Here is an 18,203-nt window from a genome sequence, read left to right as displayed (position 1 = left end):
GAAAATTTGATTGTTTTAGTTCCAATCGAGAACATGGTGCGGAAAGAGAGACTTGAACTCTCACATCCGAAGATACTGGAACCTAAATCCAGCGCGTCTACCAATTCCGCCACTTCCGCATATCATTTGGCATTAGTTATTGGAACCTAAATCCAGCGTCTATATCAAGACATCGAGCAATTCCAAAACTTCCGCATTTGTAAATGGTGGCTATGCCCTGATTTGAACAGGGGACCCCATCATTATGAGTGATGTGCTCTAACCAGCTGAGCTACATAGCCATTGGCTGGAGTACCAGGATTTGAACCTGGGAATGGCGGGATCAAAACCCGCTGCCTTACCGCTTGGCGATACTCCAACGAAATAAAATCTTTTTGAGTTCTGATTTAAAAGAACATGGTGCGGAAAGAGAGACTTGAACTCTCACATCCGAAGATACTGGAACCTAAATCCAGCGCGTCTACCAATTCCGCCACTTCCGCACATCTTTTAGCATTAGTTATTGAAACCTAAATCCAGCGTCTATATCAAGACAACAGCCAATTCCGTCACTTCCGCATATATTATCTGGAGTATTTGGAATCTAAATTCAGCGTCTATTTCAAGACATCTGCTAATTCCTCAACTTCAGAAAGTTGGCTGGAGTACCAGGATTTGAACCTGGGAATGGCGGGATCAAAACCCGCTGCCTTACCGCTTGGCGATACTCCAACGAAACTCAAATCTAACTTAAACTGTTGAACCCAGGATTTGAATCTGGGGGTGGATGAGTGAGGGATCAAAACCTCTCTCTTCTCTGCCTTACCGCTTGGCGATACTCCAACGAAGTAAAATCTTTTTGAGTTCTGATTTAAAAGAACATGGTGCGGAAAGAGAGACTTGAACTCTCACATCCGAAGATACTGGAACCTAAATCCAGCGCGTCTACCAATTCCGCCACTTCCGCACATCTTTTTGCATTAGTTATTGGAACCTAAATCCAGCGTCTATATTAAGACAACTGCCAATTCCACTACTCATGCAAATTTTTTGCAACAACAAATCGATGAGTCTTGGTAGTAGTTAAAGCATGGTGGCTATGCCCTGATTTGAACAGGGGACCCCATCATTATGAGTGATGTGCTCTAACCAGCTGAGCTACATAGCCATCTCTTTAACTTCTCATCATCGCTGATGCGGGGCGTATTATGCGTATATGCCCCCAAGCCGTCAACACCTTTTTTGCAAAAAATCTGCTAACACAGTTTGTTTGCAGATAAATTAAGCGAAACGGCCTGTTTTTATATCAAATCATGCGGGGCAATTGCAAATTTTTAACAAAACCTGTGAACTTTTATTCCTTTGGAGTCTATAACTTACTCTTAAGAACAAGGTACTTATTTGATTAAAAAGCAGAGTTGATAAAACTAAAAAGGAGCCGAAGCTCCTTTTATTTAAATAGCGTGTAGTAACTATGGTTACACATTAAATAAGAAGTTCATTACATCGCCGTCTTTTACGATGTATTCTTTACCTTCTTGACGCATTTTACCTGCGTCTTTTGCACCAGATTCACCACGGAACTCGATATAATCATCAAAGCCGATTGTCTGCGCACGAATAAAACCACGCTCAAAATCTGTGTGGATTTTACCTGCAGCTTGAGGTGCAGTTGCGCCAACAGGAATAGTCCATGCACGTACTTCTTTTACGCCAGCTGTAAAGTAAGTTTGCAGTTTCAACAACTCATAACCACCACGGATCACGCGGTTCAGGCCCGGTTCTTCTAAGCCTAAGTCATCCATAAACTCTTTCTTATCTTCTTCTTCAAGTTCAGAAAGCTCAGCCTCAATTGCTGCACATACAGGGATCACAACCGCGTCTTCTGCTGCTGCAATTTCACGTACTTTGTCTAGGAATGGGTTGTTTTCAAAGCCATCTTCGTTAACATTGGCGATGTACATAGTTGGCTTGATCGTTAAAAAGTTTAGGTAGCTTATTGCTGCCGCTTCTTCTTTATTTAGCTCAAGTGAGCGAAGCGTTAAGCCTTCGTCCAAGTGCGCTTTTACTTTTTCAAGTACAACGAGTTCAAATTTCGCGTCTTTATCGCCTCCTTTCGCTTTCTTCGCGTTACGTAAAACCGCGCGATCAGCAGTATCCATGTCTGCAAGTACCAGCTCAGTGTTGATAACATCAATGTCTTCAGCAGGATCGATTTGACCAGCAACGTGAACAATATTTTCATTTTCAAAACAGCGAACTACGTGACCGATAGCATCCGTTTCACGGATGTTTGCCAAAAATTGGTTACCTAAACCTTCACCTTTCGATGCGCCTTTTACCAAACCGGCAATATCCACAAACTCCATTGAAGTTGGGATAGTACGCTGAGGGTTTACAATTTCAGCTAGCTGGTCAAGACGAGCATCTGGTACTGGTACTACACCGGTATTCGGTTCGATAGTACAGAAAGGAAAGTTTGCGGCCTCAATGCCCGCTTTAGTCAACGCATTAAATAAAGTAGATTTACCTACGTTAGGTAAACCAACAATGCCACATTTAAAACCCATAGTGTTTATTCCTAAATTTCTACCGTATTATCTCAAGCACGCATCATGGCGAACGAGAAGCTTAGGTATTACTCAATCAATCGCAGCAGTGAACTGTTACGGTTTAAATGAATGTAGTCGATTTTGCGCTTTTAACACACCGTCTTTTGCGAGTATTTCCATACATCGGACTGCTTCATCCACAGCAGCATCAATTTTCTCTTGATCAGCTTGTGGTGCTTTGCCTAAAACCCATCCCGTGACTTTGTCTCTGTGTCCTGGGTGACCAATACCAACGCGCAATCGCATAAATTCTTTGTTATTTGCCATTTTAGCGATTATGTCTTTTAAGCCATTGTGACCGCCGTGACCGCCACCTTTTTTGAGTTTAGCGATACCGGGTTCTAAATCCATTTCATCGTGAGCAACAAGAATACTCTCGACGGGGATTTTATAAAAATTGGCAAGACTCGCGACCGCTTTACCACTTAAGTTCATATAAGTCGTAGGGATCAGCAATTTAAACTCTTGATTATTGATGAGCACTTTGCCGGTGAGGCCGTGATGTTTAGCGTCTGGTTTTAGGAGGCAATTGTATCTTCTGGCTAGTTCTTCGATAAACCAAGCGCCAGCGTTATGACGGGTGTTTGCGTATTCGGGGCCTGGATTAGCCAGGCCCACAAGCATTTGAATATTATTCAAGGTGTTAACACCTGAACAATTACTCAGCTGCGTCTTCAGCAGACTCTTCAGCAGGAGCTGCTTTAGGAGCGTTTACTGAAACAACCGCTTGGTCGTGATCTGCACCTTTAGCAAGTTCAACTGAAACAACGCCAGCTGGAAGCTTGATATCAGATAGGTGTAGAGTTGCGCCAACAGCTAGTGTCGCTACGTCAACTTCGATGAACTCAGGAAGTCTTGCTGGAAGACAAGTGATTTCAATTTCAGTTAGTTGGTGAACGATAGTGTTGCCACCTTTCGTTGCTTTCTCTTCGTTGATGAAGTGAACAGGAACTTTAGTGTGAAGCTTTTGAGAAGCATCAACGCGTTGGAAGTCTAAGTGAGTGATCTTAGGCTTGTACGGGTGACGTTGCATATCTTTAAGAATTGCTTCAACAGACTCACCGCCAATGTTTAGCGTTAGGATGTGAGTGTAGAAACCTTCGTCTTCTTGCGCTTTCAATACTTTGTTGTGATCAAGAGTTAGTGAAACTGCATCTTTACCAGCACCGTATAGGATTGCAGGAACTTTGTCAGCGCGACGTAGGCGGCGGCTCGCACCAGTACCTAGGTCAGAACGTACTTCAGCGTCTAATTTATATACAGACATGGATGTCTCCAAAATAATTTAAGTTAATGTGTCAGAGAGCTCGCGACCAAGCTCCCTGCCTAAAAAAGGCGCGCCAATATACCACTAACGCACTTGCAATGAAACCTATAAAACAAAAAAAGCACCAGAGGTGCTTTTTGGCTAATCAGTTTTGGTGCCGATTAGTGTTGAAACATCGCAGAGATTGACTCTTCGTTGCTGATACGGCGTATAGTTTCGGCCATCATATCCGCAAGTGTTAGTACTTTGATGTTATCAAGCGCTTTCAATTCATCAGAAAGTGGAATTGAATCAGTCACGATAACTTCATCGATAACTGAGTTGCGTAGATTTTCCGCAGCATTGCCCGAAAGTACTGGGTGGGTTGCGTAAGCGAATACGCGTTTTGCACCGTGCTCTTTAAGTGCCGCTGCTGCTTTACATAAAGTACCGCCTGTATCTATCATGTCATCGACAATGATACAGTCACGACCAGCAACATCACCAATGATGTGCATAACTTGAGAAACGTTAGCCTGTGGACGACGCTTATCAATGATCGCTAGGTCTTTATCATCTAACAGTTTTGCAATCGCACGAGCACGAACCACACCACCGATATCAGGTGAAACTACTACTACATCTTCGAACTTACGCTCTTTCATGTCTTCGATTAGCACTGGGCTACCGAATACATTGTCAACAGGTACGTCGAAGAAGCCTTGGATTTGTTCTGCGTGTAGGTCAACGGTAAGAACACGGTCAACACCTACGCTTGAAAGGAAGTCTGCAACAACTTTAGCAGTAATTGGAACACGAGCAGAGCGCACACGGCGGTCTTGACGTGCGTAACCGAAATAAGGAATAACGGCTGTGATACGACCAGCAGATGCACGACGTAGCGCATCAACCATGACGATTAACTCCATTAAATTATCATTTGTAGGAGCACATGTTGATTGGATGATGAATACATCTGAACCACGAACGTTTTCGTTGATTTGAACGCTAATTTCACCGTCGCTAAAACGGCCAACAACGGCATCACCTAACTCAATAAACAAACGTTTTGCAACTTTTTGAGCTAGCTCAGGTGTTGCGTTACCAGCGAAGAGCTTCATGTCGGGCACGGTAGGGTTCCTCAGGCACTGAATTTTTTGGACTAACATGCAATGACCATGAAATAAAAAAGTCAAAACAAGCTAACTTAAACAATTTACTTCTAGTTTTGCCAAGCGCGCAATTGTCGATGACAAATTGACTCACTTGTATTTTGGGCAATAAAGCCCTGCCAAGATGAAGGTAGAGTTTCGAGCACACGCAGCGCTGCCTCACGATTTTCAAACTCCGCGAAACAACAAGCTCCAGTACCAGTCATTTTGGTTGGTGCATATTTTAGCAACCACGCGAGGGTCTTTTCAACCTCGGGGTAAAGCTTTTTGACAAGAGTTTGACAGTCGTTGCCCGTATCCGAGAGTTTCCAACCGCTTTTTAGCTTAGGCGTATTGCGAGGTAAATCTGGGTGAGTAAAGACTAACGCGGTACTGACATGAACGGGTGGGGCAACCACCAAATACCATTTTTGGGCAATGTCAATTGGCTCAAGTTGCTCGCCAACGCCGTGGGCTACAGCTGTTTTACCTTCAACAAAAACAGGCACATCGGCGCCTAGCTGGAGACCAAGTTTTGCAAGTTCTGGGATAGTAAGCTGACATTGCCACAGCGCATTGAGTGCCAATAAAGTCGTGGCAGCATCGGATGAACCACCACCAACACCTCCACCCATGGGAAGCTGTTTATTTAAGTGAATGTCGACACCAGCCGCAATTTTTTTATAGGGCTCAAGAATTTTGGCGGCTTTATAAATGAGGTTATCTTCGAGTGGAATACCTGCGGTGTCACCACAAATGACGATTTCTTGCTGGTTACTGGTTAGCGTAAATGCTAATTCATCACCAAAATCTAAGAAAGTAAATAAAGTTTCTAATTCATGGTAGCCGTCTTCTCGACGGCCATTGATATGCAAAAAAAGATTTAATTTTGCCGGTGCGCTTAGCGTCAATGTCTTCATTTAAACTGCCATGAAGTGATTAATACTTTGACCTCAATATTGGTCGATGAGAGTTTCATGCGGCTAGGCAGCCACATTCCATCTTGCATTTTATATTGTTGATAGGTGATTTGCCACACTCGACCAGATGGGCTTTGCCACTGTGCATTGCTTATTCTGCCAAGGTCATCAAGTTCGCTGGCTGGTGCTTCAACTAAGCCCGTTAGCCACTGAGGGGCTTGATTGACTGGAAGAGAAAGACCACTTAAACGCTTAACCAGATCGCTACTGTCCATGCCTTTATGGACATTGTCTTCAAAGGTCAGCTCCGAATGTGTGTCTAATTCTTCTAGCTCGAATATGCGGGTGCCAACAAAGCTGGTTAAGATCAGATTTTGTTTGTTTTCTTTTAAATACCAATTAAAGTTAGCTGATTGACGATTGTCAGGGGCAATAAATGCAAGTTTACCTCTCGCTTGCCAATTTTTTTGTTGTTTTAGCCTAGATTGCCAGTCTTGTGCTACGTTTTGCTGAGGTAATTGTTGCGCACAACCCGTTAAAATTAATAAAAATATGAGTAAAATCAAATGAAGTTGTCTCAAAGGCCTTTCCTTACTTTCCATATTCGATTGATTTTTGGTAAAATTGCCGGCTTTAAAGCAGGGCTCGAGCAATACTGGCATCTATGACCATCATCGCACTTGGTATCAATCACAAAACCGCGTCTGTAGAATTACGTGAAAAAGTGGCGTTTTCTCCAGAACAGCTTACAGAAGCATTGCACCAACTCCAACATTCTTCGCAGTTTAAAGAATCTGTGATTGTGTCGACCTGCAATCGAACCGAGATCTATTGTAGCCTTGAGTCTGCTGATCCCCAAGCACTACTCGGTTGGTTGTCAGATTTTCATAACATAGAGCAACGAGACTTAACAGAAAATGTCTATGTGCATATGAATCAGGATGCGGTGAACCATTTAATGCGAGTTGCCTGCGGTCTTGACTCATTGGTTTTAGGTGAGCCACAAATTCTTGGGCAAATTAAACAAGCTTTTAGTACAGCCAAACAGCACCATGCAATTCAGCCAACATTTGAGCGCTTATTCCAAAAGACTTTTTCGGTGGCGAAGCAAGTACGCACTGAGACCGATATTGGTGCAAGTGCTGTTTCAGTGGCATATGCTGCTGTTAATTTGGCAAAGCATATTTACGGTCAATTGGATAAAACTCAGGTCTTGTTAATTGGTGCCGGTGAAACAATTGAATTAGTTGCTAAACACTTATCGCAGCATAATCCAAAGTCAATCACAGTCGCGAACCGCACAATTGAGCGCGCACAAAACCTAGCGAAAGAAGTTGGCGGCAGTGTTATTTCACTGGCACAGTTGCCAGATGCGCTACCAAGTGCAGACATTGTTATTAGTTCAACTGCGAGCACCTTACCAATTATCGGTAAGGGAGTGGTCGAGCAAGCGCTTAAAAAACGTCGCCATAAACCAATGTTATTTATCGATATCGCGGTGCCTCGCGATATCGAAAGCCAAGTGTCAGAGTTGGATGCTGCTTATCTTTATTCAGTTGATGACCTGCAGGCGATAGTCAATGAAAACTTGGCCAGTCGTGAACAAGCGGCCATTGAAGCGCAGCAGATCATTGATGTTCGCACGCAAGAGTTTTCCGAGTGGCAACGTTCGCTGCATTCAGTGGATGTGATTAGGCAGTATCGCCAAAGCGCGCAAGAAATTAAAAATGAGCTCGTGGACAAAGCACTAAATCAGCTACAATCGGGCAAAGAAGCAGATAAAATTATTATTGAATTAGCAAATAAGCTGAGTAATCGACTAACACACGCACCAACACGCGCCATTCAAGAGGCTGCGAAAGAAGGCGATATAGATAAGTTAGCGCAACTCAAGCAAACATTAGGTATTGAGCAGGAATAACGTGTAAATGAAAGAGTCTGTATATCGTAAGTTAGAAACCTTAGTAGAGCGCTATGAAGAAGTTCAAGCGATGCTAAGCTCGCCTGAGGTGATTAGCGATCAGAACCGCTTTCGCGCCTTGTCAAAAGAGTTTTCAGAATTGGAAGACGTAGTTAAAGCGTTTACAGCCTACCAACAGGCTCAGGAAGACGTCGCAACTGCTGAAGAAATGCTAAAAGACTCAGATCCAGACATGCGTGAAATGGCACAGGAAGAGTATAAAGAAGCAAAAGCTGCCATTGCTGCGCTTGAAGATGACCTTCAAGTATTGATGTTACCAAAAGATCCAAAAGACAATAACAACGTATTCCTGGAAGTGCGTGCAGGAACCGGTGGTGATGAAGCCGCGATTTTCGCTGGCGATTTATTCCGTATGTATAGCCGCTACGCAGAAACGCAAAAGTGGCGTGTTGAAATCGTGAGCGCGAACGAAGGCGAGCACGGTGGCTATAAAGAAGTTATCGCTAACATTAGTGGCGACGGTGTTTATGGCAAACTTAAGTTTGAATCTGGCGCTCACCGTGTACAGCGTGTGCCTGAAACCGAATCTCAAGGCCGTGTTCACACCTCTGCGTGTACGGTTGCTGTGATGGCAGAGATCCCAGAGGCAGAAGCAATCGAAATTAATCCATCTGATCTAAAAGTGGATACTTTCCGTGCATCAGGTGCCGGTGGTCAGCACGTAAACAAAACTGATTCCGCTATTCGTATCACTCACTTGCCGACAGGCGTTGTGGTTGAATGTCAGGACGAACGTTCACAACATAAAAACAGAGCGAAAGCGTTGTCTGTACTAAGTGCGCGTTTACAGCAAGCAGAAGATGAAAAACGTGCAGCGGCAGAAGCCTCTGAACGTCGTAATCTAGTAGGTAGCGGTGACCGCTCTGAGCGTATTCGTACTTACAACTTCCCGCAGGGCCGTATTACCGATCACCGTATCAACCTGACACTTTATCGCCTTAATGAAGTGATCTCCGGTGAGCTGGGTGCTGTTATCGATCCACTGGTTATTGAATACCAGGCTGATCTACTAGCAGCAATGAGCGAAAGCGATTAATGCCAACACTTAACATTGCCCAAGCCGTTGCTTGGGCAACCTCTGAGCTGCTACCACACTCCGAGTCAGCAAAGCTCGATAGCGAAGTGTTATTACTCCATGTTATCGATAAAAACCGCACTTATCTCTTTACTTGGCCCGAAGCTGAGCTTTCTACATTAGAGCAGCAGCGATTCGAAGAATGTATCGCACGCCGTGTTACAGGAGAACCCGTGGCACACATCACAGGTCAAAGAGAATTCTGGAGCCTGCCTTTAAAAGTCAACAACAGCACGCTTATTCCAAGGCCTGATACTGAGACTTTGATTGAGCATGTTTTAACTCTTAGCATGCCAAATGACGCTCAGGTGCTAGACTTAGGCACAGGTACTGGCGCGATAGCACTGGCATTGGCGAGTGAATATCCAGCTTGGCAAATCACCGCAGTAGATGCTTCAGCAGATGCCGTGGCGCTTGCAAAGTCTAATCAATCTCAGTTGGGCTTTAAAAACGTGTCGATTTTGCAAAGTGATTGGTTTAGCGCGGTTTCAGAACAACAGTTTGATTTGATTGTAAGTAATCCACCTTATATTGATGAAGCCGATCACCACTTATCGCAAGGGGATGTGAGATTTGAACCGCTCAGCGCGCTGGTCGCGGATGACCATGGCTATGCGGATATTTTTCATATCATCAGGACGGCTAAGCTACATCTGAACTCGGGAGGATATTTGCTACTTGAACATGGTTTTGAGCAAGCAGATAAGATCCAACAGTTTTTTGCAGAAATGGCGTATATTAATATACTTACAATAAAAGATATGGCAGGGTGTGATAGAGTGACGTTGGCAATGTTGCCGTAAAGTCATGAACTCACACGAAAGTTAGGCGCTTCAATAGGATCCGCAATATGGATGATTTTTTGTTTTCAGACGAACCCGCTGACGTAGTTGAACCTGAAAAAGTAGGCACTTGGAAGGTTATTATTGTCGATGATGAGCCCGAAGTGCATGCAGTGACAAAATTAGCACTGAGTGACTTTGAGTTTCAAAAAAAGCGTCTGGAATTTATTAGCGCTTATTCGGGTGAAGAAGCAAAGAAAATCGTCGATGCAAATCCCGATGCTGCAGTGGTGTTGCTGGATGTTGTCATGGAAACTGACGATGCTGGTTTGCAGGTCGCAAAATACATTCGTGAAACCGCCAAAAACAACCATATCCGTATCATTTTAAGAACTGGTCAGCCAGGCCAAGCGCCTGAACGCCAAGTTATCGTGAACTACGATATCAACGACTATAAGTCAAAAACAGAACTCACCGCGCAAAAGCTCTTTACTGTGGTCATGTCGAGTTTACGTTCATATCGTGACATTCTCGCCATCGATCAATCAAGACAAGGGCTTGAGAAAATCATTAAAGCCTCCCGTGATATTTTTGCTACTCACTCAATAGAGAGTTTTATCGAGGGCGTGTTACAGCAACTTACTTCGCTGATAGGCACGGTCGACCAAGCCATGTATGCAACGTCACTTGCGGCGGGTAAAGAGCCTGGTCAAACGAACGATCAACTGGTTGTATTTGCAGGGCGTGGAGAGTTTGAAAGTAGCGAAGGTAAGCCGATTTCTGAAGTGCTTAGCAGCGATCAAATGGACGCCTGCTTAAAAGCACTACAAGATAAAGACATTGTATATAAAGACAATTACCTATTTGCCTATTGCTCCAGTGACTATAATCACGCCTCAATGCTATTTGTGTCTGGTATTCCTGAGTTTTTAACCGAAACTCAGCGTCATTTAATTGATATTTTTGCCCAGAATATGCAATTGGCGTACGAAAATGTACAGCTACAAGCCGAGATTGAAGATACCCAGCAAGAACTGGTGATCCGTTTAAGTGAAGCGCTTGAGCTTCATTCAACCAATACCGGCAATCATGTTAAGCGCGTTGCATATCTTTGTCATACGCTTGCCAAAGAAATGGGCCTTTCTGATAAAGAAGCTGAGCTGGTGAAAATGGCGTCACCACTGCACGACGTGGGTAAAGTTGGTATTCCTGACGCGATTTTAAATAAGCCTAGCAGGCTGGATGACGAAGAGTGGAAGGTCATGCAAACCCATACAGACAAAGGCTTTGAGTTGTTAAAAGACTCTCGCCGTGAGATTGTCAGTGCGGGCGCACTAATCGCTCGAGACCACCATGAAAAATGGGATGGCAGCGGTTATCCGAAAGGCAAAAAAGGCGATGAAATACACCTTTATGGTCGCATCGTAGCACTAGCTGATGTGTATGATGCATTACGCCATAAACGTTGCTACAAAGAGGCATGGAGCCAAGAAGAAGCGCAAAAAGAGATTACTGCGCAAAAGGGAAAACACTTTGACCCCAAACTCGTAGATGTATTCAACCGTTGTATTAATGAGTTAGAATTGATCCTACAACGTTTCCCTGATTAGAGAATAATATGGATTACATGGCGTTAAAACATACGCACTTACTATTTGTGGTGTTGAGCATAGTGCTTTTTTACACTCGCGCGTTTTCGCGTTTGGGCTCTGGTAAATTAGCAGCAAACAAAGGCGTGTTTATTACCAGCCACAGTGTAGACACTTTGTTGTTAGTTACAGCGGTTATTTTAGCGGTAACGGCAGGGCTCAATCCTGCACAACAACCTTGGCTACTACAAAAAATCGTATTGGTGTTTGGTTATATTGCGCTGGGTTTTGTAATTGCAAAAGCAAGTGTTAAAAAGACCAAATATTTGGCGTTAGGCGCTGCAACATTGGTACTAATGGCCATCGCGCATCTCGCTGTAAGCAAACAAGGCTTCTTTGCTTAACCATTTCAATTGGCGCTTGGCTTATCACCGAGCGCTTCTATATCTCCATAATAAGTAAACATTTTTACTATTTCAGCGAACGATAGATTGGTATTACTAAATTTCCCCCCTTGGGAATATGACAAAAAGTGGTAAACTAGTCGTTCTAAATGAAAGCAATTCAAGAGAAACCGAATTCTATGAAGAATGATATCTGGTTAGATGAGAATGACTTATCTCTCGATGACAATTCAGATGCATTTTCCTATCCGCCGTTGATCCGTTGTATCAAGGCTGAGCAAAGTTGGGATGCACAAGCTGACACCAATGAAACTTTGTGTCAGTTAGCTGAGCTTGAATTTGCCGTGGATGAAATTCGCCATAAGCATACAAACAATCATAAATGTTTGGATGAAATCTTAGACGCTTTTTATACCTTGTGGCTATTCAGTGGTAGCAGTCAAAAGGTGCCTGAATATAAGCTCAATAGCGTTTGTTACGCACTTTCTATGCGCAGTGGTACCAATACCGCACTGGGTCTTGTCTTAGTGCATCTGCTTGAACGAGCGAAATTAGAGGCCAGTCTCGCCCTAAGCCAAGGGGAGATTGTCGTACACGTCGCTTTTAGCGAAGAAGAAGGTTATGTCATTGAGCCAAGTTCAGGCCACCAAAGTTGGTACATAATTCCAGAAAACGAAAACAATCAAGACAAAGAGCAAGAAAAAGACCAAGAGCCGATGGAGCTTATTTTTAACGAAGAGTCGTTAAAGCTTTATTTGTCTCAGCAAAAGTGGGCGTTTATTGCGGCAGAAAAGTTTGGTCACGCGTTAAGTTGCGTCGAGCAATTGATGGATATCTTAGGCGATGATCCTTATGAACGTCGTGATAGAGGTTATCTACTCAACCAATTAAATTGTCCGAAGATGGCAAAAGACGACTTACAATTTTTTGTTGATGAATGTCCGGACGACCCAACCATTGAAGTGATCCAGCATCAGATCAAAGAGTTGGCCGATCATAATAATATTTTGCATTAAAAATAGTTATATAAAAAATAATAACAGCGAGGATTTATGGAGCAAAGCGCTGCGCTCGTTACCAATAACGCGGTAATTATGGGCCTATTGGCCGTTATTCTGGGATTTGTTTTTTACACATCGAGTCAAAAAAGCGGAGTTTGGGCAAAGTTTTACAAGTACGTGCCAGCGCTGTTGATGTGTTATTTCTTACCATCGCTGTTAAATACCTTTGGTATCGTAGATGGCAACAATAACGATGTTTACACGGTAGCAAAGTATTATCTGTTACCCGCTTGTTTGGTGCTATTGACACTAAGTATTGACCTAAAATCGATAGCGGCTTTGGGTAAAAAGGCAATTATCATGTTCCTAACGGGAACGGTGGGTGTGGTGATTGGTGGCCCAATTGCGCTTTTACTTACTGCTACCTTTATGCCTGAGCTACTTGGTGTTACTGGCCCTGAAGCTGTATGGCGTGGTATGGCCGCGCTTGCAGGAAGCTGGATTGGTGGTGGTGCCAATATGGTGGCGATGAAAGAGATTTACGGCGCAGGTGGAGAAATTTTCACCATCATGGTAACGGTTGATATTGTTGTCGCAAACTTGTGGATGGCGTGCTTGCTCTATATGGCGGCGCGCAATAAAGAAATTGATGCGCGAACAGGGGCGGATACTTCTTCAATCAATCGCCTAATTGACAAAGTACAAGCATTTGAAGCAGAGCACGCAAGAAAACCCGAGCTCAAAGATTTGATGATCTTGGTTGGTTTTGCTTTTGGTGCAACGGGGCTTGCGCATTTTGCTGCGGACTTACTGGTGCCATTTTTTAGTAGTAACTACCCAGAGCTGAAGAAGTTCTCTCTTCACAGCAAACTGTTTTGGATCATAGTCCTCGTTACGACCATAGGTCTGGCACTTTCGTTTACCAAAGCACGTCAATATGAAGCGGTTGGCGCGTCAAAAATTGGCTCGAGCTTTTTATATATTTTAGTAGCAACCATTGGTCTACACATGGATATCACCAAAATTGTTGAGGCGCCTAAATACGTCGTTATTGGTGTTATTTGGATGGCCGTGCATGTTGGTTTGTTATTTATCGTTGCTAAATTAATTAAAGCACCTGTGTTTTATGTTGCCGTTGGCAGTAAAGCAAACATTGGTGGTGCGGCATCTGCGCCGGTGGTGGCCTCGGCTTTCCACCCAGCGCTTGCTCCGGTCGGTGTGTTACTGGCGGTGCTTGGTTATGCCCTTGGTACTTATATGGCTTGGTTATGCGGACAATTGCTTCGTGTAATAGGCAGCTAAAGGATAAAAAATGAATACAGATATTATTAACGTTGCGGGACGAGAAGTTGCAAACGATAAGCCGTTTGTACTGTTCGGTGGAATGAATGTGCTTGAGTCTCGTGACTTAGCAATGCAAATCGCAGAGCATTACGTTGAGGTTACAAGTAAACTTGGGATCCCATACGTATTTAAAGCGTCATTTGATAAAGCCAATCGCTCGTCAATTAACTCTTACCGTGGTCCAGGCATGGAAGAAGGCTTAAAGATTTTTGAAGAAATCAAAAAGACCTTTAGTGTACCGGTGATCACCGATGTACATGAGCCATTCCAAGCAAAACCCGTAGCAGAAGTTGCTGATGTGATCCAATTACCGGCGTTTCTTGCTCGTCAAACTGACTTAGTTGTCGCTATGGCAGAAACTGGCGCGGTGATCAACGTGAAAAAACCACAGTTTTTAGCGCCGCATGAAATGCGTCATATCATTAAGAAGATCAATGAAGCGGGTAATGACAAAGTTATCCTCTGTGAACGCGGCAGTAGCTTTGGTTATAACAACCTGATCGTGGATATGCTCGGCATGGATGACATGAAGCGTATGGCTCCTGTTATTTTTGATGCGACTCATGCGCTGCAGCGTCCTGGTGGTCGTAGCGACTCTGCCGATGGCCGCCGTGCTCAGGCTGCTGAGCTTGCTCGTAGCGGTATGGCACTTGGATTAGCTGGACTTTTTATTGAAGCGCATCCGAATCCAAATGAAGCTAAGTGTGATGGTCCTTGTGCATTGCCATTGGCTAAACTTGAAGGCTACCTACAACAGATGAAAGCGGTAGATGAGCTAGTTAAGAGTTTTGCGCCACTGGACACCAGCGCAGCTGATTTATAATCTATACCCAAGCGACCTCATAATTAGATGTTGTTTGGGGATTTTACTTGCCCGCGGTTAGCGGGTTTTTTATAGGCATGAATGAATGTCACGACGAGTTCCACCATTAAATGCATTAAAAGCCTTTGAGGCGGCGGCACGACACCTGAGCTTTACCAAAGCAGCAGAGGAGTTGTACGTCACTCAAGCTGCGGTTAGTCATCAAATTAAAATCTTAGAAGAACATCTAGGTTTAAAACTGTTTTTGCGAAAAAATCGCTCCTTACTGTTAACTGAGGAAGGGCAGGGTTATTACCTCGATATCAAAGATATTTTTTCACAATTAATCGATGCGACTGAAAAGCTCCTAGCGCGAGGCGCAAAAGGGTCGTTAACGGTGAGTTTGACGCCGAGCTTTGCAATTCAATGGTTGGTACCAAGGCTGAGTAACTTTAATGAGTTACACCCTGAAATTGACGTACGGATCAAAGCCCAAGATCACGACGATAACTCGCTAACGGATGACGTTGATGTCGCGATTTACTACGGTCGCGGTAACTGGAATGGGGTGCAAACCCATAAGCTACATACCGAGTACTTTGTGCCATTGTGTAGCCCATTTTTATTAACGGGCCCCAAACCGCTTAATCAGCCAAGCGATTTGGCCCAGCATACTTTACTCCATGACACCACGCGTCGCGCTTGGAAGGCATGGATGAAAACCGCAGGGGTCAGAAATGTGGCGGTAAATACCGGGCCTATCTTCAGTCATTCTTCTATGGTGTTACAGGCGGCAATTCACGGCCAAGGCGTGGCGCTGGGCAATAGCGTACTGGCAAGACCGGATATAGATGCTGGGCGACTGGTTATTCCGTTTAGTCACCACCTCGAAAGTAAAAATGCCTATTATTTGGTATTTAGAGAGTCGCAGTCAGAGCTGGGTAAAATAGTTTCATTCAAAGAATGGATGCTCGGTATGGTAGAACACGAACAAGAGTTAAATAGTTTATGAGCGCAGTAAATATTGAATGGCACTATGCTGAGAACCCAGTTGCACAGTTTATTTTTGCCCATGGTGCAGGTGCAGGAAGCGATAGCGATTTTATGCAAGAAATGGCTAAATTACTTGCCTCTAAGGGAATTCAAGTTGGGCTCTTTGATTTTGAATATATGCAGCAAGCCAAACAAGAAGGGAAAAAACGCCCACCAGAGCGTGCCCCTAAGCTACTCGCGTATTTTCAGCAGGTATTGGCCGCAGTAGAGCCAAGTCTACCGCTCTTTATTGGTGGTAAGTCAATGGGCGGGCGTATGGCATCTATGCTGGCCTGTGAGGCCACTGTAAAGGCGGCTGGAGTACTTGCGTTTGGCTATCCATTCCATCCGCCTGGTAAGCCGGAAAGGCTCAGAGTGGACCATTTTCCTGAGTTGAAATGCCCGCTGCTCATTTTGCAAGGCGAACGTGATACCTTTGGCAACCGCACAGAGGTTGATGCCATGTGCTTTCCAGAGCAAGTCATGGTGAAATGGCTCAAAGATGGCGACCATTCACTCAAGCCACGTAAAGTGAGTGGTGTAAGCGAATCAGAGAGCCGCGCGAATGCTGCCGTAATAGCGGCAAATTTTATTAAGGAGCGCTGCCATGGCTAAGCTCTACTTGATTGTTGGCAGCGTGTTTTGTTTATTGTCTGTGGCTCTGGGCGCGTTTGCCGCTCACGGTCTCAAAGGACGTTTGAGCGACTATGCCATTGGTATTTTTAATACGGCGGCGCAATACCAAATGACTCACGGCCTTGCCATTATTGCCACTGCGTTTTTAATCAAATGGGGCCTTAAGGTGCAAGTTGCTGGTGGTTTCTTTATTGCTGGTGTATTGCTATTTAGTGGTAGTTTGTACTTACTTGCCTTAACAGGTATGAAATGGCTAGGGCCAATCACCCCAATCGGTGGTACCTGTTTTTTAATTGCTTGGATTTTATTGATAGTTCAAGCTGCTAAATCTTCCTTTTAATCTAGAGAATCTAATGTCGAGTATCGTTATCTATTGTCGCGGTGGTTTTGAAAGTGACGCCGCAGCCGAGATTAATCATTATGCTGCAAAGCATGGAATTGCTGGCTACGTAAAAGCTAAGCCGAATACTGCTTTTGTAACATTTGAGTGTTTTTCGCCAAATGATGCTGAGACCTTAGCGAAAAAAATCGACTTTAAGAAACTGGTGTTTGCAAGGCAGTGGTTTGTTGGTACTTTGCATACCCATATGCCGATTGAAGACAGAGTGAGCGTGATAAAAGCGGCAGTGGAAGGCTTTCCTTTGTGTGGTGAGCTGCGCGTTGAAACGCCAGATACTAACGAAGGAAAGGAACTTTCTAAATTCTGCAAAAAGTTTTCAACGCCTTTGTCTAAGGCACTCGAGAAGCAAAACAAGCTGACTCGTGAGCTAAAACCTACTAAGCCTGTATTACACGTATTGTTTCTTGCCAATAACACCGCTTATGTCGGTTATTCGTTTAGTGATAACAATTCGCCATTTTTTATGGGGATCCCGCGTCTGAGAATGCCGTCGGACGCACCAAGCCGCTCGACGCTAAAATTAGACGAGGCATTCCATGTCTTTGTGCCTAAAGATCAGCAAGAAACACGTGTGCGTGCGGGGATGCGAGCCGTTGATTTAGGTGCTTGTCCTGGGGGTTGGACATACCAACTCGTACGCCGTGGCATGTTTGTCGCCTCAATCGATAATGGCCCGATGAATGATGACCTGATGGAAACGGGACAAGTGAAGCACTATCGTGAAGATGGATTCAAATATCGCCCTGAAAAGCGCAATATTGATTGGCTAGTGTGTGATATGGTCGAAAAGCCAACGCGTGTTGCTGATCTGATGGTGGACTGGGTGGTGAATGCGTTTGCTCGAGAGCTGATCTTTAACTTAAAGCTACCGATGAAAAAACGCTTCGACAGTGTGTATGAATGTCTTACGCTTATCCATGAAGAGCTGCAAAAGTACAATGTGGATTATGAGATCCAAGCAAAGCACCTATATCATGACCGTGAGGAAGTCACGGTACATATTAATGTGCTTAAAGTACCGCAAAATTTGTATAGCTGATTTGTAGGAGTGATTTTATATCGCGATATTTTTTATCAAGCTCGCCGCGTAAAGCGGCTCCCACACAGATGTTACCTTATTTGTAGGAGCGATTTTACATCGCGAGCTTTTTTATCAAGCTCGCCGCGTAAAGCGCCTTATATGGACTCCTCCAATTGTACAAGCCACTTTTAGCATTATTAGTGTGATTGCGTGCTTATATCCGGGCTC

18 protein-coding genes and 7 tRNA genes are annotated in these 18,203 nt (G+C 44.2%); 12 read left to right on the top strand and 13 right to left on the bottom strand.

Going from position 1 to position 18,203, the window contains the following annotated elements; all coding sequences use genetic code 11:
- Positions 1-34: 34 nt before the first annotated feature.
- The 13 genes from NO992_RS19605 to lolB form a co-directional block, all read right to left on the bottom strand.
- A tRNA-Leu gene (locus NO992_RS19605) sits at positions 35-119 on the bottom strand.
- Between the two features lie 85 nt (positions 120-204).
- Positions 205-281: transfer RNA gene (locus NO992_RS19600), tRNA-Met, on the bottom strand.
- 2 nt (positions 282-283) lie between these two features.
- Positions 284-358: transfer RNA gene (locus NO992_RS19595), tRNA-Gln, on the bottom strand.
- Between the two features lie 39 nt (positions 359-397).
- Positions 398-482 (bottom strand) — tRNA-Leu (locus NO992_RS19590).
- Between the two features lie 154 nt (positions 483-636).
- Positions 637-711, bottom strand: a tRNA-Gln gene (locus NO992_RS19585).
- Positions 712-861: 150 nt separating this feature from the next.
- Positions 862-946: transfer RNA gene (locus NO992_RS19580), tRNA-Leu, on the bottom strand.
- Between the two features lie 124 nt (positions 947-1,070).
- Positions 1,071-1,147: transfer RNA gene (locus NO992_RS19575), tRNA-Met, on the bottom strand.
- Positions 1,148-1,457: 310 nt separating this feature from the next.
- Complete coding sequence (ychF, locus tag NO992_RS19570; RefSeq protein ID WP_010370435.1) at positions 1,458-2,549, bottom strand: redox-regulated ATPase YchF; 1,092 nt, start codon at positions 2,547-2,549, stop codon at positions 1,458-1,460.
- Positions 2,550-2,645: 96 nt separating this feature from the next.
- Positions 2,646-3,230 (bottom strand): aminoacyl-tRNA hydrolase, encoded by a 585-nt coding sequence (pth, locus tag NO992_RS19565; RefSeq protein ID WP_010607356.1) that lies wholly within the window; start codon positions 3,228-3,230, stop codon positions 2,646-2,648.
- Between the two features lie 19 nt (positions 3,231-3,249).
- Positions 3,250-3,858: a 50S ribosomal protein L25/general stress protein Ctc gene (locus NO992_RS19560; RefSeq protein ID WP_017217941.1), complete on the bottom strand. Its 609-nt coding sequence runs from the start codon at positions 3,856-3,858 to the stop codon at positions 3,250-3,252.
- A 161-nt stretch (positions 3,859-4,019) separates the two neighbouring features.
- On the bottom strand, positions 4,020-4,967 hold the full coding sequence (locus tag NO992_RS19555) for a ribose-phosphate pyrophosphokinase (RefSeq protein ID WP_010370444.1): 948 nt from the start codon (positions 4,965-4,967) through the stop codon (positions 4,020-4,022).
- A 92-nt stretch (positions 4,968-5,059) separates the two neighbouring features.
- Positions 5,060-5,908, bottom strand: a complete 849-nt coding sequence (gene ispE, locus NO992_RS19550; RefSeq protein WP_010370447.1) for a 4-(cytidine 5'-diphospho)-2-C-methyl-D-erythritol kinase — start codon at positions 5,906-5,908, stop codon at positions 5,060-5,062.
- Positions 5,905-6,489 (bottom strand): lipoprotein insertase outer membrane protein LolB, encoded by a 585-nt coding sequence (lolB, locus tag NO992_RS19545; protein WP_371380006.1) that lies wholly within the window; start codon positions 6,487-6,489, stop codon positions 5,905-5,907. Before lolB ends, ispE begins: the two co-directional genes overlap by 4 nt.
- An 83-nt stretch (positions 6,490-6,572) precedes the next feature.
- Between lolB and hemA the strand changes: the two genes are divergently transcribed.
- The 12 genes from hemA to rlmM all read left to right on the top strand — a co-directional run bounded on the left by hemA (position 6,573) and on the right by rlmM (position 17,993).
- Positions 6,573-7,829 carry a glutamyl-tRNA reductase gene (hemA, locus tag NO992_RS19540; protein WP_010370453.1) on the top strand — a complete coding sequence of 419 codons (1,257 nt, stop codon included), beginning with the start codon at positions 6,573-6,575 and terminating at the stop codon, positions 7,827-7,829.
- A 7-nt stretch (positions 7,830-7,836) separates the two neighbouring features.
- Positions 7,837-8,925, top strand: coding sequence for a peptide chain release factor 1 (gene prfA, locus NO992_RS19535; protein WP_010607352.1), 1,089 nt, complete (start codon positions 7,837-7,839; stop codon positions 8,923-8,925).
- A complete protein-coding gene (gene prmC, locus NO992_RS19530; RefSeq protein ID WP_017217938.1) occupies positions 8,925-9,767 on the top strand; it encodes a peptide chain release factor N(5)-glutamine methyltransferase in 843 nt (280 codons plus the stop codon). Before prfA ends, prmC begins: the two co-directional genes overlap by 1 nt.
- 47 nt (positions 9,768-9,814) lie before the next feature.
- Positions 9,815-11,356 carry a DUF3369 domain-containing protein gene (locus tag NO992_RS19525; protein ID WP_371380004.1) on the top strand — a complete coding sequence of 514 codons (1,542 nt, stop codon included), beginning with the start codon at positions 9,815-9,817 and terminating at the stop codon, positions 11,354-11,356.
- An 8-nt stretch (positions 11,357-11,364) separates the two neighbouring features.
- A complete protein-coding gene (locus NO992_RS19520) occupies positions 11,365-11,739 on the top strand; it encodes a SirB2 family protein (protein WP_017217936.1) in 375 nt (124 codons plus the stop codon).
- A 179-nt stretch (positions 11,740-11,918) separates the two neighbouring features.
- Entirely contained in the window at positions 11,919-12,755 is an 837-nt protein-coding gene (locus NO992_RS19515; RefSeq protein ID WP_010607348.1) for a tetratricopeptide repeat protein, read from the top strand.
- 36 nt (positions 12,756-12,791) lie between these two features.
- Complete coding sequence (locus NO992_RS19510) at positions 12,792-14,042, top strand: DUF819 domain-containing protein (RefSeq protein WP_010607347.1); 1,251 nt, start codon at positions 12,792-12,794, stop codon at positions 14,040-14,042.
- 10 nt (positions 14,043-14,052) lie between these two features.
- Positions 14,053-14,907: a 3-deoxy-8-phosphooctulonate synthase gene (gene kdsA / locus NO992_RS19505; protein ID WP_371380001.1), complete on the top strand. Its 855-nt coding sequence runs from the start codon at positions 14,053-14,055 to the stop codon at positions 14,905-14,907.
- A gap of 85 nt (positions 14,908-14,992) precedes the next feature.
- Positions 14,993-15,898 carry a transcriptional regulator GcvA gene (locus NO992_RS19500; protein WP_010370478.1) on the top strand — a complete coding sequence of 302 codons (906 nt, stop codon included), beginning with the start codon at positions 14,993-14,995 and terminating at the stop codon, positions 15,896-15,898.
- Positions 15,895-16,533, top strand: a complete 639-nt coding sequence (locus NO992_RS19495) for an alpha/beta family hydrolase (RefSeq protein ID WP_371379999.1) — start codon at positions 15,895-15,897, stop codon at positions 16,531-16,533. Before NO992_RS19500 ends, NO992_RS19495 begins: the two co-directional genes overlap by 4 nt.
- Positions 16,526-16,894 carry a DUF423 domain-containing protein gene (locus NO992_RS19490; RefSeq protein ID WP_010370484.1) on the top strand — a complete coding sequence of 123 codons (369 nt, stop codon included), beginning with the start codon at positions 16,526-16,528 and terminating at the stop codon, positions 16,892-16,894. Before NO992_RS19495 ends, NO992_RS19490 begins: the two co-directional genes overlap by 8 nt.
- Before the next feature lie 13 nt (positions 16,895-16,907).
- Positions 16,908-17,993, top strand: coding sequence for a 23S rRNA (cytidine(2498)-2'-O)-methyltransferase RlmM (gene rlmM / locus NO992_RS19485; protein WP_010607344.1), 1,086 nt, complete (start codon positions 16,908-16,910; stop codon positions 17,991-17,993).
- Positions 17,994-18,203 lie beyond the last annotated feature (210 nt).

Source organism: Pseudoalteromonas sp. DY56-GL79 (assembly GCF_041414765.1).
GTDB classification, from domain to species: Bacteria; Pseudomonadota; Gammaproteobacteria; order Enterobacterales; family Alteromonadaceae; genus Pseudoalteromonas; species Pseudoalteromonas piscicida.
Note: the sequence above shows the minus strand (reverse complement) of the source record. Positions and strands in the feature narration are given on the sequence as shown.

Excerpts from the sequence above, each read along its gene's own strand:
- NO992_RS19500 (WP_010370478.1), top strand. The coding sequence starts at position 14,993 with ATGTCACGACGAGTTCCACCATTAAATGCATTAAAAGCCTTTGAGGCG.
- prfA (WP_010607352.1), top strand. The coding sequence starts at position 7,837 with ATGAAAGAGTCTGTATATCGTAAGTTAGAAACCTTAGTAGAGCGCTAT.
- NO992_RS19490 (WP_010370484.1), top strand. The coding sequence starts at position 16,526 with ATGGCTAAGCTCTACTTGATTGTTGGCAGCGTGTTTTGTTTATTGTCT.
- rlmM (WP_010607344.1), top strand. The coding sequence starts at position 16,908 with ATGTCGAGTATCGTTATCTATTGTCGCGGTGGTTTTGAAAGTGACGCC.
- NO992_RS19525 (WP_371380004.1), top strand. The coding sequence starts at position 9,815 with ATGGATGATTTTTTGTTTTCAGACGAACCCGCTGACGTAGTTGAACCT.
- prmC (WP_017217938.1), top strand. The coding sequence starts at position 8,925 with ATGCCAACACTTAACATTGCCCAAGCCGTTGCTTGGGCAACCTCTGAG.
- ychF (WP_010370435.1), bottom strand. The coding sequence starts at position 2,549 with ATGGGTTTTAAATGTGGCATTGTTGGTTTACCTAACGTAGGTAAATCT.
- kdsA (WP_371380001.1), top strand. The coding sequence starts at position 14,053 with ATGAATACAGATATTATTAACGTTGCGGGACGAGAAGTTGCAAACGAT.
- NO992_RS19560 (WP_017217941.1), bottom strand. The coding sequence starts at position 3,858 with ATGTCTGTATATAAATTAGACGCTGAAGTACGTTCTGACCTAGGTACT.
- hemA (WP_010370453.1), top strand. The coding sequence starts at position 6,573 with ATGACCATCATCGCACTTGGTATCAATCACAAAACCGCGTCTGTAGAA.
- ispE (WP_010370447.1), bottom strand. The coding sequence starts at position 5,908 with ATGAAGACATTGACGCTAAGCGCACCGGCAAAATTAAATCTTTTTTTG.
- NO992_RS19520 (WP_017217936.1), top strand. The coding sequence starts at position 11,365 with ATGGATTACATGGCGTTAAAACATACGCACTTACTATTTGTGGTGTTG.
- NO992_RS19510 (WP_010607347.1), top strand. The coding sequence starts at position 12,792 with ATGGAGCAAAGCGCTGCGCTCGTTACCAATAACGCGGTAATTATGGGC.
- NO992_RS19495 (WP_371379999.1), top strand. The coding sequence starts at position 15,895 with ATGAGCGCAGTAAATATTGAATGGCACTATGCTGAGAACCCAGTTGCA.
- NO992_RS19515 (WP_010607348.1), top strand. The coding sequence starts at position 11,919 with ATGAAGAATGATATCTGGTTAGATGAGAATGACTTATCTCTCGATGAC.